The organism is Halobacteriovorax sp. JY17 (assembly GCF_002753895.1).
In the GTDB taxonomy this organism is placed as follows: domain Bacteria; phylum Bdellovibrionota; class Bacteriovoracia; order Bacteriovoracales; family Bacteriovoracaceae; genus Halobacteriovorax.
On the sequence record NZ_NJER01000001.1, the window covers coordinates 1,383,042 to 1,397,529 of the forward strand.

Here is a 14,488-nt window from a genome sequence, read left to right on the forward strand (position 1 = left end):
AGTTTATTAAGAAAAGACAAATCTATTAGTACATGCTAGTAGAAAGTTATGAAAAAAGATAAATTCTTCGCTAAAGAAATGGGTTCAATCAAGAGCTTCGAGTTTAACCATGATGTCGCAGAGGTTTTTGACGACATGGTGAGTCGTTCGGTTCCTTTCTATGATGAAATTCATAGAATCATTTTAGACTTAGTTGATAGAAAATACGAAGGCGGAGCAATTTATGATCTTGGTTGCTCCACTGCTACAACAATTTCAATTCTAGATAAGCATTTTAAAAAGCGTGACATTAAAACTCCAGACTATATTGGAATTGATAACTCAGCACCAATGCTTGAAAAAGCTTCTGAAAAAATAAAGAAAAATAAAGTCACTAATGCTGAATTAATTTGTAACGATATTGCAGACGTCAACTTTAGAAAGTCCGGCATGATCATAATGAATTACACTTTACAATTTATCAAACCAACAGAGAGGCCTGACCTTTTGAAGAAGATTTATAAATCTTTAGACAAAGGGGGAATGTTCATTCTCTCTGAAAAGATTAAGTCCTCTGGTCACACAGTTAACGACCTTCTAATAGAGCTCTACTACGACTTTAAAAGAAGAAATGGATATTCAGAATTAGAAATTTCTCAAAAAAGAGAAGCTCTTGAAAATGTCCTAATTCCAATAACTCCAGAAAAGCAAATTGAGCTTCTAAAGAAAGCTGGATTCAAGAAAGTTGAAATGATTTTTAGATGGTATAACTTTGCCTGCTATCTTGGGGTGAAGTAATGACTCTTAACTACCTTTCTCCCTACAGGGATAATCTTGACTTTGAATTTCTCCAAGAATTAAAGAAAGAGCGCGATACTTGGATTGATAGAAAGTCTAATAAAGAGTTAAAAGATATTTTAAACCGACTACCAAAACTTGAAACTCATCACACAGACCTATCAACCGATGCCGTAACAATAGGGATTAAAGAGAATGTCCATCCAACATACATCGAACTCGCCAAAGAATTAATTCCATGGCGAAAAGGACCTTTTAATTTCTACGGTGAATTAATAGATGCAGAATGGAGGAGTGACTTTAAATGGAATCGTTTAAAAGATCATGTTGACCACTTAGAGGGAAAGACTGTTCTAGATATCGGTTGCAATAACGGCTACTTTCTCTTTCGAATGGCTGAGCAACAACCAGAACTACTCTTAGGGATTGATCCTGTTATTCAATGTGAAACTCAGTTTAAATTTCTACAACACTTTGCCAATATTCCCAATCTTCACTTTGAAATGTTTGGAGTTGAACACTTAAATTCATTCAAAGAAATGTTCGACGTGATTTTTTCGATGGGAATAATCTATCATCATCGTCACCCTTTAGAGCAACTTATTCAAATAAGAGATGCCCTAAAGCCTGGAGGGCAAGCAATCATAGAGACGATAGGAATACCAGGAGAAGAGAGCTACGCACTCTTTCCAGAGGATAGATATGCTAAGATGAGAAATGTCTTCTTTGTTCCTACACTTAGCTGTTTTATTAATTGGTGCAAGAAAGCGAAGCTTATTGATGTAGAGGTCATCTCTGCGACACCTCTGACATTTGAAGAACAAAGGCTTACTGACTGGTGTCCACCTCCTAGTCAATCTCTTGAGGATTTTCTCGATCCAAATGACAATACGAGAACAATTGAAGGGCATCCCGCTCCGATGAGATTTTGCTTAAAAGCAAGAAAGAAGCCAGCGCAAAATGCTCTCAAAAACATCTAATGCTCTATTTATTTTCTTCGGTTTCATCTCTCTTGCGCTTGGGATCGTCGGAATATTTCTCCCACTTTTACCAACAACACCGCTCTTAATATTGAGTGCCTATTGCTTCTCAAAAGGAAGTGAAAAACTTCATCACTGGCTACTCACGAGACCAAAAATTGGACCAATGATTAGAGACTGGGAAGAAAATAAAATCATTCGTCCAAAGGCCAAACTACTTTCTACAACAATGATCATTCTTCTCTTTGGCTACACTCTTCTCTTCGTTCAAGTGCATATCATTTTCAAGATTATAAGCACAATCATAGGAACTTCTGTTCTAATCTTTATTCTCACAAGAAAATCGCATTAAGAAAGAATTACTTCTTCCTAGCAATACAGGCAAGCCATGGTTGCTGCTCTCTCGGTAAACCGCTAGGGCGATAATAATGACTCTCTAAGGCTAATCCTACTGACTCTAAGTGAGCTTGATACTCTTCAAGCTCCATATAATAGGCCCAACGCTGACCATTCCAACCTTCTGCAGTTCCTCTTGGATTTGATGAAAAGAGAACACCTCCCATTTTCAATGAATCGACAAGGTCCTGTAGAACTCTTTTAAACTCACTTCTTGGTATATGAAAGAGACTGGCATTTGCAAAAATTCCATCAAAGTTCTCCTTAGGTAAATTAAGCTCTAAGAAATTTTGATGAAGAACGTCACATCCTGAATACTCTCTCGCCATCTTAGAAAAGTTTTCACACCCATCTAGCCCTACAGGATTGTGACCAAGCTCTTTAAAATTTAAGATGTCTCTTCCTGGGCCACAACCAAAATCTAAAACTGAAAAAGGAGGTTTCCCCGAAATAGCGCTTAACAAAGCCTCTATATTTTGTGAAACATCATGATCTCTAGTACCATTCCAAAAATCGATAGATCTTCCATTATAATGACCAAGAGTAGTCTCTGTGATAGACTTTAATTTATCTGAGAGCTTTGAATCCATGGGAACCTCTATGCAAGTTGAAATTTTTTCTTCAATAGATCATATCAAAGAAAGTGATTGGAACCAACTTATACATCCTGATGATATCTTTAACAACTATCACTTCCATAGAGCTCTAGAGGCTGCAAATTGTATTGGAGAAGAGCGTGGGCAAATTCCCTTCTACATAACGATTAGTGAACACCAAGAATTAAAATCTGCTTGCGTGATCTACCTTAAAAGTCATAGTTACGGTGAATATATTTTTGATTGGTCTTGGGCAAACCTCTATGAAAGATATGGATATAACTACTACCCAAAACTCATAGCTCAAAATCCTTTTACTCCTGCAACAAATAGAACTCTTCTTTATAGTGATAAAAAGCATATTCCCTATCTCTTTGAAGAAATATGCAAAATATCCAATTTACATAATTGTACTTCAAAGCACCTCCTCTTTCTCGAAGAAGATGAGTTAGAGCTAATTCCAAATGACTATAAGAAGAGAACTTCCTTTCAATATCACTGGAAGAACTATAATTATAAAAACTTTGAAGAGTTCCTCTTTAAATTAAAGAGTAAGAAGGCAAAACAAATAAGAAGAGAACGTCTTACTGACTTAGAAATTAGAGAAATAAAACCTGAACTCTTAAAAGAATATGCCACTATTTTCTATAAGCTCTATGCCTCTACAATTGTAAAGAAACAGTCCTATGCCTATCTAAATTTGGACTTCTTTATTTATATTTTTACAAATATGAGCGACTCTACACGTTTAATCGGCGCCTTTGACCAAGAAAATTTGGTTGCTGCCTCACTTTTCTTTATAGGAAGAGATAAATTATATGGAAGATACTGGGGAGCAGTTGAAGAGTATAAGAACCTTCACTTTGAGCTATGCTACTATCAAGGAATAGAGCTCTGTATAAGAAATAATATAGCCGTTTTTGAAGCAGGCGCCCAAGGTGAACATAAAATAGCCCGAGGTTTTGAACCCACAAAGACTCATAGTGCTCATCAAATTCATGATCATAACTTTCAAGACCCTATCTATAATTTTATTGATGAAGAAGACAAACAGATTAAAGATCTTTTTCCAGAGCTAAAGAGAAAGCTTCCTTTTAAGAAAATTTAAATCCATTTTCAAATGCTGAGTACTTTTTTAAAGGTAGTCTAGAGTTAATGATCATCTTCTTTCCTTGAAAGAAGCAGTAGCAAGGTCCATGAAATTTAATACTGTGATCTTCTATGATTATCCCACTCCCATCAGGAAGGGCGTAGAGAGGTATTGAGATACCTTGGGAATACTTTATGAGATCATCGTCATATCTCTTTGAATTACGATAGTGTGGAAAGAACTCGAAGCGAACAAGATTCATTGCTTTAAAGTTTGAAATTCTCACATCATTATCATCTCTATCAAATTCAGGAAAACTAGCGGTAAGAATACGAGGGGTCATAATTATTCCACCAGCACTTAGCCCAGTTAGAACACCTCCGCGAGCAACAAACTCCCTTAAGTGCTTCATCATTCCACTCTTCCTAAGGTACTTTAGAAAGTAAAATGTATTTCCGCCATCGAGATGAATGATATCGCTCTTTAATACTTCTTTTAAGAGTGTTTCATCAAAGGGAATATCAATTGGAAAATGAAGGAATTGACTAACACCATGACGTGCGTACTGATTTACAAATTCTTTAAAGTCATATTCTGACTCATAAGACCAAGAAGGTATGAACGCCATAACAGGCCGTCTCTTCCCTGTTAAATTTAAAGTGATTTCATCGAGTTCAAAGTTATCGTCCTTATCGCCACCAGAGTAGAAAACTAACTTCACAGACCCTCTCTAAAGTCTCGAACAATTTGCAACATATTCTTTACAAACTTAGTTTGAACTCTCTTCTCTCGGTGCTCTTCAATAGATTTATTTGGATCAAAATTTTGATAAATACAGAACTCTTCAACAAGGTCAAATAACTGTTCAGGCTTAACTTTTGGTTTTTTGCTTAAAACTTTATTAACAATTGTTGAAATGGAATCTCCTGTCACTCGGTCATATTTATTTATAATACTAGACCTCATTGTCAATTCCAGAAGCATTTGATTCAGAGTTAAATCTTTCTTTGCTGCAAGCTTTACACAAAGTAGCTCATAGTTTTTTTGAAAGCTCGTTATCATTTTTCGTCTATTGGTTGTCATGACAAGGTCTTCTTCTGTTGCATAAGATGACTTAACAACTTCAATAAAGCTCTCATAACTTAGATGCTTCCCTCCTCTAACAAGAAGGAGTTGAGGTAATTCTCTAAGAAGATCTCTCATACAGAAAATTGCTGACCAATTGATCCCGTCTGCAACTTCGTGAATCCCCTCTTTCGATTTTGATCTCTCAAAGTATGAAAAAGCCTTTAAATATTTCTCTACTGTCTTATGTTCATTTTCAATTAAGTAAGCAACGTCAGCTCTTCTAAATCCTGTTTTAAAGAGAAGATTTTCTAACTTCTTTTCTAAGAAAATTTTATCAAAGTTCTTCACTGCCGAACTCTTTGCAAAGCTCTTGATAGACTTTCTATTTCCAGTCTTTAGAAAGTCTACTAGCTGTGCAAATGTTTGAACTGTATAGCGGGCCTTATTCTTTTGTTCTAAAATACTTGTCGAATATCTCTCAACGTCATCATAGCGGTATTCACTATGGAAGAGACCAAATTGTCTAATAGAACCATAATCTATAATTCCACCATTCATTAAAATATTATCTCCATCCCAGTCTAACCAACAGAATATATACTCGTCTTCTAATCTTGCTGCCATATGTGCAAATATATCAGTCTGCTTATCTAGGAAGTAATCTAATTTCTTAACTCTTGATTTTGGAACATCTTTAAAGATTCCATTACTCTCTTCTCTTGAAATATAGTAATTAACCATTCTCTCAAGATTTTCAAAATCGCCCTGTTTTAAATAATTAAACATATGAGAGGGTCTTAGAAGGTTTTTCTGCGCACGAATATTAATCGCGATACCTTTTTGAAATTCTATTATTCCTAGAACTCTTTCTGTTTCAATATGATTCTTATGGAAAATCTCACTAAAGAAAAGTGTTCCCATTCCTTCATCTATTTCTGAATATCCACAACCATAGGAAATAGTTGGATCACCTGTCTCCCAGTATTTACCATAAATATGAGTAGCAGGACTTAGACAAGTTGCCCCTGTTCCAGAGCTTGAAATATCCCAACGCACTCCTTTATTCGTGACAGATCCATTCCAGATACTTCTTCCATCCCCAGAAGTCTTTCCCTGTTTATTAGGATGTTGTAATTGAAGATACCTCGTTGCCATATACTTATGGTCCTTAATCTCTTCTTCTGGATATTCAATTTCATTTATAATGTCGTATTCATTTATAATAACGAGACTGAAAGTTTCTAAGATTTTCTCTTGAAGTTCGTCTGTCATTTCGGCCGGATGGTTCTTTGGGATTAGACCCATTTCCTTTGCGAGATTAAAATTAAAGAAAGAAACTTTCCCGCCCTTTCGACTTCTCACTTGATAATTCACTGTTGAGTCAGGAACTTCTTTTTGTAGAGGGTGTCTTCCATCAATTTGTTGGAATTTCTTGTAATTAAATACAGTTTGTTCATTCTTTTTAATTTTTTTAATACTTGTCATTTATTCGCCTAGATTGTCGCACTTTGACAAAAACTTTGTTGACTAAATTATATCAAACTAGGGTAAGCTCTCATTTTTAAAGGACAATTTTTCCGATGAGGACTTTTAAAGTAAGGGACAAGTACTTAATTTCAGAGTAAACTCGACAAGAACAATCAACTTAAAGTGAGAGAGAAAATGGCCACACAAATATGGGGAGATAAAGAAACTCAATTCTTCTATGAACTCAGCCCCGAAAAAGTACTCTCTTGTGTAGATGAGCTAGGATTTAAAACAACAGGTAGGGCCATGGTTTTGAACTCTATGGAAAATAGAGTTTATGAAATTGAAATTTACTCAGACTCACCTAATCCATCAGAACACTTTGTTATTACAAAATTCTATCGTCCCGGTAGATGGTCAAAAGAACAAATCCAGGACGAACACGACTTCCTTCTAGAATTGGCCGAAAGTGAAATTCCAGTGATTGCTCCACACGTCATCAATGGCGAGTCAGTATTTCTTGATGAGAACTCTGGTCTCTTCTACTGTCTCTTTCCAAAGAAAGGTGGAAGAGCACCAGATGAAATGAATATTGATGACCTAGAAATTCTTGGAAGAACCTTAGCGCGTATGCATACAATTGGTGCTTCAAAGAAGGCCAAACATAGACTGAAGATCACCCCTGAAGTTTATGGAAGGCAAAACCTAAACTATCTACTCTCTTCTAAAGTAATCCCTCCCTACCTTGAAGGAACCTATAAAGATCTTGTAAATGAAGTGTGTAATTTAAGTGAACCATTCTTTAATGAAGAGAAATTTATTAGAATTCATGGTGACTGTCACTTAGGAAATATTATCAGAAGAGGTGATGCCTCTTTTCATTTGATTGATTTAGATGACATGGTTATGGGACCAGAGGTTCAAGATATTTGGTTAGCTATTCCTGGTATTGATCAATATGCAATTCAAGACAGAGCAATACTACTTGAAGCTTATGAAACGATGAGACCTTTTCCTAGAGAACAATTAAAGCTCATTGAACCACTTAGAACCTTAAGATTTATTCACTTCAGCGCTTGGATATCTAAGAGATGGGAAGATCCTTCATTCAAACTGCACTTCCCACAATTTGCTGAACACCACTACTGGGAAATTCAAATTCAAGACTTAAGAACACAATTGAATTTAATAAAGAATGCTTTAAACCCTGAAGTCTATTATTGATCTAGCTCGACAATATCTTTTAGTGTCACTTTAGAGCTCTTATCATCTAATTCAATGACACAGAGATGACCATGGATTTCGACTTCATTATCAATAGACGGAGAAAGTTTTAAACTCTCCATTAATTTATCCAAGAGAATTCTCTGTCCTTCTATAGAGCGATCCTCTCTCATAGAAATACAGCCTGAAGTAGTCACAAAAGGATAGTACTTACTATAGATTTTTCTATTCTTGAGACCCGTTCCATGAATTCTAAGAAGTGACCTCGAGAGCTCTGAAGCAATCACTCCACTTCTCCACCAAGAATGCTCTAGAAGAATTTCTGAAAAATTCTCTTCAATTTCTTTTCTTTCTACAAAATCAATCTTAAGTCTTCTATGTTTACCGAAGAGTTTTTGCTGATCTGCCTCAGGCATAACTGAGTCGATAGAATAAAAACCTGTGGGAGTATCTCCATTTGGAAGAAAGAACTTCTTATTAACTCTTCCCTTTGCTAAGGCCTCAACCGACCAGATTTTCTTATTCTCACAAACTAACTCACCCGAATCATTTAAGAGAACAAGTCTTCCCTTAAACTTCCTATCTCTTCTCACAAGAAGAATGGCCTTAACTCCTTGGAAGTGACTCAGGCATTTCTTAAGTTCTCCCCAATGGTTTTTGGAAAAGCTTGAAAAGTTCTTACTTAGTTCTGCAAATTTCCACTTATTGGATAATTCAGAATTAATAGATGCATCTAAAAGTTCTAGAAATTTATCTGAGAAAAATTCTTTGAAGTAGCATACAAGATATAGTTCCTTTTCCTTAAACTCTCCTTGCTGAAAAGCAGTAAGAAGGTTTTTCTCAGAATAAAGCAATTCGGAAGTAGAGAGATTGTAAATATGAGCAAGAATAAAGTATTTTAGAAGATCAGTGTTAGTGGAGATCTTAGGAAATAATTCTTTCAAAAGATATCTTCTCCTTGAAGACTCGATCACTCCAGTTTTCCAATTGTCTTCCCACATTTCATTTAACTCATTCATTCTTTACCGCTCTCTGCCTTAACAAATACTAACTCCATCAATTATACTAGACTCTAGCTAGTATACAAGTTTCAGATAGGAAAAATACATGAATGTTGAACAAGCAAATAAAGACGATCATTTAAATACTATTGCCAAATTCCAGGTAGCAATGGCCCGAGAAACTGAGGAATTAGAATTAGATCTAGACATTGTCTTAAAAGGGGTGGCCTCAGTATTTGATGATTCAAGTAAAGGAAAGTACTTTGTTGCGCTTAATGATAAGAGAGAGTGTATCGCCTCTCTATTAACAGTTAATGAGTGGAGTGATTGGCGATGCAAGAATGTTCTCTGGATTCACTCAGTCTTCGTAATTAAAGAAATGAGAGGAAAGAAAATTTTTAAAGAGATGTATCAATACTTACAAGAACACGTAAGAGATGATGAAAACTTAGCAGGGCTTCGCCTCTATGTAGACAAAAGAAATCTCAGTGCTCAGGAAGTTTATAAGAAAATTGGCATGACAAAAGAACATTATGACTTATTCGAATGGCTAGAATAGGCCCAATAGGGCCTAACTCTATTCTTTCTTTCTATAGACTTTCTTAATAAGAATATTTTCTACAGGCACATCACTTAAATTACCATTTCTTCCTGTTTGAACTTTCTTCATCTTATTAACGATGCTCATTCCTTTACTTATACTACCAAATACGGCGTAACCAAATTCACTCCCACCTGTTCCTCTATGATCTAAGAAAGCATTATCATTAACATTGATAAAGAACTGTGCTGTCGCTGAGTCCACTACACTTGTTCTCGCCATGGCGATAGTTCCTGTTGTATTAGAAATTCTATTAGTTGCTTCATTCTTAATAGGCGCATGTGTCTTCTTCTTTTTTAAATTTATATCAAAGCCACCACCTTGAACCATAAAGTTATCAATCACTCGGTGAAAAACTGTCCCCTCATAGAATTTTTCATCAACATAAGTAAGGAAGTTTTTAACTGAAATCGGTGCAGACTCATCAAATAATTTAATTTCAATATTTCCCATTGATGTTTCCATCACAACAAAAGTATTCTTCTTAGCAAATGTATTCAAGCTAAGCATTGTAAGTAATGTAATTAGAATATATTTCATAATTCCTCTTCTAGTTAAATGGGTGGCTTTTTAAAAAATTCTCATATTTATTCTGATCTATTGGATCTTTATTAGCAATAAATAACTCTAGATACTTCGTGGAATCATTCCCCCAAAATAGCTCATCTTTATAAATAAATGTAGGAAGCCCGAAGACTCCTCTATTTATCCCGTTACTAAGTACCTGTTTTAATTCCTTACGAATTTCTTTTGAAGTTGTCTCTTCCATTAAAGATTCAGGAAGATCATTCTCTTTCAAAGTTTCAAAAAGCTCTTCTTCCTCTCCTATTTCTTCCCCTCTTCCCCATCCTTTAGTGAAAATTGAATCGATTAAATCAAACTTCTTATTTTTAGGACAAGCTAGAACTAGTCTAAGGGCGTAGAGAGAATTAAAAGGTAAAGTCTTAGGCGTGTTAAATGGAATTTTATTTAAAGAAGAGAACCTCAGGCAATCCTTGAAGAGATAATTTCTCTTACTTTCTATTTCTGCAGGTCCCTTTGTTTCGTAGCTATGAATTAACTTACTCAAAATAGTGGGATGAAAGTTAATCTCAATACTAAGACTGTCTAAAAGTGATCTATTCTTCTTAAGCCACTGAAAAGCTAAGTAAGAATAAGGTGATAAGAAATCAAAGTAAAAATCCATATTTAACCTAAACTGTTTATTTTTAAATTACTTTATCAAAGATATTCCACAAGGAGAACTATTTTACTCAGCTATCTAAAAACAGGAACTAAAAAAAAAGGATGCAATTTATCAAAATCATTCATAAAATATAGGTAATTCAACCTATCAGGAAAAATATGGCCTATACACCTCTTCGCATAAGTACAGTGAAACCAAATCGTGAGCTTACTTTCGATCTCTTTATTTTCTTTAAGGAACAATATATTCCTTATGCATCAAAAGGTTCCAAAATTGAGGAAGAAAAATATAAGAAATTAAAAAAACAAAAGATCGCAAAATTCTATATAGATGAGTCCGATGAATTAAATTACCAGAAATTTTTAGATAATCTGCTCATGGAAACCATGAATTCGGAAACTGCGACAGTTGATGAAAAAGTGAATCTCGTAGAAGGAGCTTGTGGTTCAGCTCTAGAGAGAATGCAGGAAGACCCAGAGAGCGAGTCGTCATATAAGATGACTGAAAATGCAGCAAGAACACTAAGGCAATGTATCTCATCAAACCCTGAGGCCATGAAGGCGATCTTTGGAAAGCCTGTTGAAAAAAATGAGCAGATAGTTAAGCACTCTCTGAACGTAAGTGCCTTGGCCACTAAGCTTGGTCAAAAAATGAAACTCACAGAAGATCAATTAGATGAAATTGCGGTAGCTGGACTACTTCATGATATTGGTCTTATGCAATTGAGTGAAGAAACAAGAGAATTATTTAATAAGAATAAGAAAGAACTTACACCTGAAGAAAAGCTCGCCTATGGCGCACATGTAAAAGATTGTATTTCTGTTCTAAAAGATAAACCTTACGTCAATCAAGCCTCGATGGAGCTTATAACAAATCACGAGGAAGTAAAGTCAGGAGAAGGTCCTAATAAGAAAGTCAAATTGAGCCAGAGCGAGTATATCCTCTCTCTTGTAAATATCTATGATAAAATCGTTATTACAACAGAGTTAACTCCTAAAGAAGCCATTAAAGAAATATTAATAGATGAACTTGGAAACTTTGAGTTAGACTTATTAAATAAATTCAAAGAAGTGTTAACAGAAGAGGGAATTCTTGATCTATAAAATACTCTTAATTCTTTCTCTTACTCTGCTTTCTTGTAGTAAGACAGATTTTACAAAAAATGAATGCGAAATACTCTCTATGAAGAAATTCAAAGGCTTTCATACGGAATCAAATCAATTTGATAACTACTGTACTAAATATGATCTTCATTATACCGGAGCTCTATGTAAGAAGGCCCTCAATCAACTGATCTTGGGCGCTCGCTTAGATAAATTAGAAAAAGAGCATGGAGCAAGTATTAGTGAGTGTTTTACTAAGAATGACCTTAAAAAGTTTACTACTAAAGAATAACTCTAAAACTATCTAATCTTACATTACACTGGTCTAGAATTATGAGTAACTCATTCTTCTTCATTCCTAGCCACTGAAGCTCTTCATCTTTTACAGAAGTATTAATTTTCTTAAGATAATTTAACCTTTCCTCGTCTTGAGTAATAGATCTTATTAAATTCTCTTTAAAGCTTTCCTTTTCCATCGCTGCAACCTTTGCTGCAATTTCATTGGCAGAATTAATAACTTTAGCAACTCCGGCCTTTGGGAACTTCGATACTTTAATAATATCTTCTTTTGAAGCTCCACCTACTTTTGAATCTAGGAAGCCCTTATCCCACTTATCAGAAAAATTTTCTCCTGTATTATCTAGGAGAACTCTAATAATTTTTGGTGGAAAATATTTACTAGATTCCAATTCTTGATTATGAATGGTCTCAAAAATAAAGAAGAACTCAAAGAATATCTTATTTCCCTTTGACTCTCTTCTCTTAGCAACACTATATGAACCAAGTCCTTCACTAATGATCAAGTCACTAATTCCTTGAACCATTGGGTGATCCCAAGTAAGAAAACCAAATTCTTCTCTCTCTAGCGCCATCAGTCTATTAAAGGTGTACGTCTTTCCATCTCTATCAAGCTCTGGAAAATGAGGTAGGAGCATATTCTCAGTTGGTCTTAAAAAAAGAGTATCTTGATTGATATCATCTGAATCAACTCCTAGATGATGAAAGACGGAGTCTAAATAATTTCTTAGCTCACTTGAATTATCAATTTCTCTAATTGCAGATCTAATTTTTAATGCAATATTTTCTTTATAAGAGTTCTTCTCAATAAGAACATCGCGTCCCTCTTCAAGCTCTTTGGTCACGAGTTTGTACTCTTGTCTCGTTTCAGAGATGAGTTGTTCAATATCAATATTTTGAATATCTTCTACTCTATCTTTGAACTTTCTAAAAAGTATTCCTCCGCACTTCGCAGAGTCAGTGAAGGCATTAAATCCTTCTTGATACCATCTAAAAAGTAAGTGCTCACTCGAATCCTTAACCAGAGGAACATGAATTTGAATGTCTCTCTTTTGACCGATACGATCAAGTCTTCCGATTCTCTGTTCTAAATAATCAGGGTTTGAAGGAAGATCGAAGAGAATTAGATTTGATGCAAATTCAAAGTTTCTCCCCTCTGAACCAATTTCTGTACACAGAAGAATTTGAGCACCATCTGGCTCTGCGAAGTAAGCTGCTTGTCTATCTCTTGCCATTAACGATAAGTCCGAATGAAAGACTGCCGTATTGGTACTCGCCGCATTTTCTCTAATAAATTTTTCAAGAGCTAGAACTTTACTTTTTGACTTACAAATAAGGAGAGCTTTCTCACCTTTTAAGTCTTCCAACTTCTCTAAGAGCCAGAAGGCCTTAGACCTAAATATATTTACATCTAAATTATCCGTTTTTTCATCTAAATCTATAATCGCTTCATTTAGAATTCTCTCCGGAAAGAAATCAAAGACTTCTCTCATCCTCTCCCTAGTATTTCTAATATAGATTCTTCCCGTACCATGCCTATCTAATAAGTCAGATATAATTTCTTCCTTACCTTTTGTTGCATCAATATCTACAGATGCTAGAAGCTCTTTTTCTTCAACATCAAGTTCAACTGAGCCTTCAATTTTTCGAACAATTCCAGCAAAGTGTTCAAAGCTCTCATGCTCTTTTACAAAATCTTCATAAGAAAAGAACCTGTCTGGATCAAGAATCTTTAAACGACTAAAGTGTCCCTCTAGACCTAATTGTTCAGGAGTTGCAGTGAGAAGTAATACACCATTAATTCTTGCAGACAAGTTCTGAACGAGATCATACTCGAGAGATGACTTCTCCTGTGACCACTTTAGGTGATGAGCTTCATCCACAACAAGCATATCGTAATCAGCTTGGTCTAGAAGTTCTCTGGCCTTCTCAGCTCCCCTCAGGAGTCCTAAGGATACAATTGCATTTTCATTCTCTAAGAAAGGATTACTTCCTTCCATTAATTCTGTTTCTTGATTTATAACAGTGAAAGATAGGGAAAACTTTCTATGAAGCTCAATAAACCACTGGAAGACAAGAGAGTCGGGAACAACAATTAAAACTCGCTGCGCTCTCTTAGTTATAAGCATTTGATGAATAATCATCGCTGCTTCAATTGTTTTTCCAAGTCCTACTTCATCCGCAAGAAGAACTCTTGGAATTGGTCTATTAAAGACTTCTTTAGCAACATAGAGTTGATGTGGGATGAGACTTACTCTAGGACCTAACAATCCCTTAACTTCAAGCCCGCTATATTCATTCTTATATTTTAATGTTTCATATCTTAGCTGAAAGTGATCATGAGGATCGCAGAGGCCATTAAAGAGTTTATCCTCAGGTTTATTAAATGACATAAGATCACTTAAATCTAATTCCGAAATAATTCTCTCACCACATAAGTAGAAAGCAAGTCCTTCTTCTTCAGTGACTTTATCGACGACGAGCTTCTCCCCTTCTTCGATGATGATTTCATCGCCCTCAGCAAAGAGAACTCTCTTAATTGGACAAGTTTTAATTCCGTAATTTCTCTCAACACCACTGGCGGAGAAAACAATCGAGACTGTCTTATCCGTAAGGTTGTTCAAAATCCCTAAACCTAACTCTGGTTCTGCTTCACTGATCCATCTTTGACCAATCGTAAATTTCTTCATTTAATATATCCC

15 protein-coding genes are annotated in these 14,488 nt (G+C 35.3%); 8 read left to right on the forward strand and 7 right to left on the reverse strand.

Annotation, left to right across the window (positions count from 1 at the left end; translation table 11 throughout):
- The first annotated feature begins 48 nt into the window (after positions 1-48).
- From cmoA to CES88_RS06320, 3 genes are read left to right on the forward strand one after another with little or no spacing between them, the layout of a single operon-like run.
- Entirely contained in the window at positions 49-777 is a 729-nt protein-coding gene (gene cmoA / locus CES88_RS06310; RefSeq protein WP_290732564.1) for a carboxy-S-adenosyl-L-methionine synthase CmoA, read from the forward strand.
- A complete protein-coding gene (gene cmoB, locus CES88_RS06315; protein ID WP_290732566.1) occupies positions 777-1,757 on the forward strand; it encodes a tRNA 5-methoxyuridine(34)/uridine 5-oxyacetic acid(34) synthase CmoB in 981 nt (326 codons plus the stop codon). Before cmoA ends, cmoB begins: the two co-directional genes overlap by 1 nt.
- On the forward strand, positions 1,738-2,109 hold the full coding sequence (locus tag CES88_RS06320; protein ID WP_290732568.1) for a YbaN family protein: 372 nt from the start codon (positions 1,738-1,740) through the stop codon (positions 2,107-2,109). Before cmoB ends, CES88_RS06320 begins: the two co-directional genes overlap by 20 nt.
- A gap of 7 nt (positions 2,110-2,116) precedes the next feature.
- Here CES88_RS06320 and CES88_RS06325 read toward each other — a convergent pair whose 3' ends face one another.
- A complete protein-coding gene (locus CES88_RS06325; RefSeq protein WP_290732569.1) occupies positions 2,117-2,743 on the reverse strand; it encodes a class I SAM-dependent methyltransferase in 627 nt (208 codons plus the stop codon).
- A 10-nt stretch (positions 2,744-2,753) separates the two neighbouring features.
- On the opposite strand from CES88_RS06325, the gene CES88_RS06330 reads away from it, so the two are divergent.
- Positions 2,754-3,857 carry a peptidogalycan biosysnthesis protein gene (locus tag CES88_RS06330; RefSeq protein ID WP_290732571.1) on the forward strand — a complete coding sequence of 368 codons (1,104 nt, stop codon included), beginning with the start codon at positions 2,754-2,756 and terminating at the stop codon, positions 3,855-3,857.
- Here CES88_RS06330 and CES88_RS06335 read toward each other — a convergent pair.
- Positions 3,844-4,560: a Type 1 glutamine amidotransferase-like domain-containing protein gene (locus tag CES88_RS06335; protein WP_290732573.1), complete on the reverse strand. Its 717-nt coding sequence runs from the start codon at positions 4,558-4,560 to the stop codon at positions 3,844-3,846. The genes CES88_RS06330 and CES88_RS06335 overlap by 14 nt on opposite strands.
- Positions 4,557-6,392, reverse strand: coding sequence for a hypothetical protein (locus CES88_RS06340; protein WP_290732574.1), 1,836 nt, complete (start codon positions 6,390-6,392; stop codon positions 4,557-4,559). Before CES88_RS06340 ends, CES88_RS06335 begins: the two co-directional genes overlap by 4 nt.
- A 177-nt stretch (positions 6,393-6,569) precedes the next feature.
- Here CES88_RS06340 and CES88_RS06345 point away from each other — a divergent pair, with 177 nt between their 5' ends.
- Positions 6,570-7,598, forward strand: a complete 1,029-nt coding sequence (locus CES88_RS06345) for a serine/threonine protein kinase (protein WP_290732576.1) — start codon at positions 6,570-6,572, stop codon at positions 7,596-7,598.
- Here the strand turns inward: CES88_RS06345 and CES88_RS06350 are convergent.
- Positions 7,592-8,617 (reverse strand): hypothetical protein, encoded by a 1,026-nt coding sequence (locus CES88_RS06350; protein WP_290732578.1) that lies wholly within the window; start codon positions 8,615-8,617, stop codon positions 7,592-7,594. The two genes, CES88_RS06345 and CES88_RS06350, sit on opposite strands and share 7 nt — an antisense overlap.
- An 88-nt stretch (positions 8,618-8,705) precedes the next feature.
- Here CES88_RS06350 and CES88_RS06355 point away from each other — a divergent pair, with 88 nt between their 5' ends.
- A complete protein-coding gene (locus CES88_RS06355) occupies positions 8,706-9,158 on the forward strand; it encodes a GNAT family N-acetyltransferase (RefSeq protein WP_290732580.1) in 453 nt (150 codons plus the stop codon).
- Between the two features lie 18 nt (positions 9,159-9,176).
- Here the strand turns inward: CES88_RS06355 and CES88_RS06360 are convergent, their stop codons facing one another.
- Together CES88_RS06360 and CES88_RS06365 are read right to left on the reverse strand one after the other, a co-directional pair.
- Positions 9,177-9,740: a peptidylprolyl isomerase gene (locus CES88_RS06360; protein WP_290732582.1), complete on the reverse strand. Its 564-nt coding sequence runs from the start codon at positions 9,738-9,740 to the stop codon at positions 9,177-9,179.
- 10 nt (positions 9,741-9,750) lie between these two features.
- Positions 9,751-10,386, reverse strand: a complete 636-nt coding sequence (locus CES88_RS06365) for a DsbA family protein (protein ID WP_290732584.1) — start codon at positions 10,384-10,386, stop codon at positions 9,751-9,753.
- Positions 10,387-10,544: 158 nt separating this feature from the next.
- Here CES88_RS06365 and CES88_RS06370 point away from each other — a divergent pair, with 158 nt between their 5' ends.
- Both CES88_RS06370 and CES88_RS06375 read left to right on the forward strand, forming a co-directional pair.
- Entirely contained in the window at positions 10,545-11,489 is a 945-nt protein-coding gene (locus CES88_RS06370; protein ID WP_290732585.1) for an HD domain-containing phosphohydrolase, read from the forward strand.
- Between the two features lie 79 nt (positions 11,490-11,568).
- Complete coding sequence (locus tag CES88_RS06375; RefSeq protein WP_290732587.1) at positions 11,569-11,781, forward strand: hypothetical protein; 213 nt, start codon at positions 11,569-11,571, stop codon at positions 11,779-11,781.
- On the opposite strand, the gene rapA is transcribed toward CES88_RS06375, so the two are convergent.
- The gene (rapA, locus tag CES88_RS06380) at positions 11,771-14,476 is read right to left on the reverse strand and encodes an RNA polymerase-associated protein RapA (protein WP_290732589.1); all 2,706 of its coding nucleotides are present in this window, start codon (positions 14,474-14,476) and stop codon (positions 11,771-11,773) included. The two genes, CES88_RS06375 and rapA, sit on opposite strands and share 11 nt — an antisense overlap.
- Positions 14,477-14,488: the final 12 nt, after the last annotated feature.

Excerpts from the sequence above, each read along its gene's own strand:
- cmoA (WP_290732564.1), top strand. The coding sequence starts at position 49 with ATGAAAAAAGATAAATTCTTCGCTAAAGAAATGGGTTCAATCAAGAGC.
- cmoB (WP_290732566.1), top strand. The coding sequence starts at position 777 with ATGACTCTTAACTACCTTTCTCCCTACAGGGATAATCTTGACTTTGAA.
- CES88_RS06320 (WP_290732568.1), top strand. The coding sequence starts at position 1,738 with ATGCTCTCAAAAACATCTAATGCTCTATTTATTTTCTTCGGTTTCATC.
- CES88_RS06325 (WP_290732569.1), bottom strand. The coding sequence starts at position 2,743 with ATGGATTCAAAGCTCTCAGATAAATTAAAGTCTATCACAGAGACTACT.
- CES88_RS06330 (WP_290732571.1), top strand. The coding sequence starts at position 2,754 with ATGCAAGTTGAAATTTTTTCTTCAATAGATCATATCAAAGAAAGTGAT.
- CES88_RS06340 (WP_290732574.1), bottom strand. The coding sequence starts at position 6,392 with ATGACAAGTATTAAAAAAATTAAAAAGAATGAACAAACTGTATTTAAT.
- CES88_RS06345 (WP_290732576.1), top strand. The coding sequence starts at position 6,570 with ATGGCCACACAAATATGGGGAGATAAAGAAACTCAATTCTTCTATGAA.
- CES88_RS06350 (WP_290732578.1), bottom strand. The coding sequence starts at position 8,617 with ATGAATGAGTTAAATGAAATGTGGGAAGACAATTGGAAAACTGGAGTG.
- CES88_RS06355 (WP_290732580.1), top strand. The coding sequence starts at position 8,706 with ATGAATGTTGAACAAGCAAATAAAGACGATCATTTAAATACTATTGCC.
- CES88_RS06360 (WP_290732582.1), bottom strand. The coding sequence starts at position 9,740 with ATGAAATATATTCTAATTACATTACTTACAATGCTTAGCTTGAATACA.
- CES88_RS06365 (WP_290732584.1), bottom strand. The coding sequence starts at position 10,386 with ATGGATTTTTACTTTGATTTCTTATCACCTTATTCTTACTTAGCTTTT.
- CES88_RS06370 (WP_290732585.1), top strand. The coding sequence starts at position 10,545 with ATGGCCTATACACCTCTTCGCATAAGTACAGTGAAACCAAATCGTGAG.
- CES88_RS06375 (WP_290732587.1), top strand. The coding sequence starts at position 11,569 with ATGAAGAAATTCAAAGGCTTTCATACGGAATCAAATCAATTTGATAAC.
- rapA (WP_290732589.1), bottom strand. The coding sequence starts at position 14,476 with ATGAAGAAATTTACGATTGGTCAAAGATGGATCAGTGAAGCAGAACCA.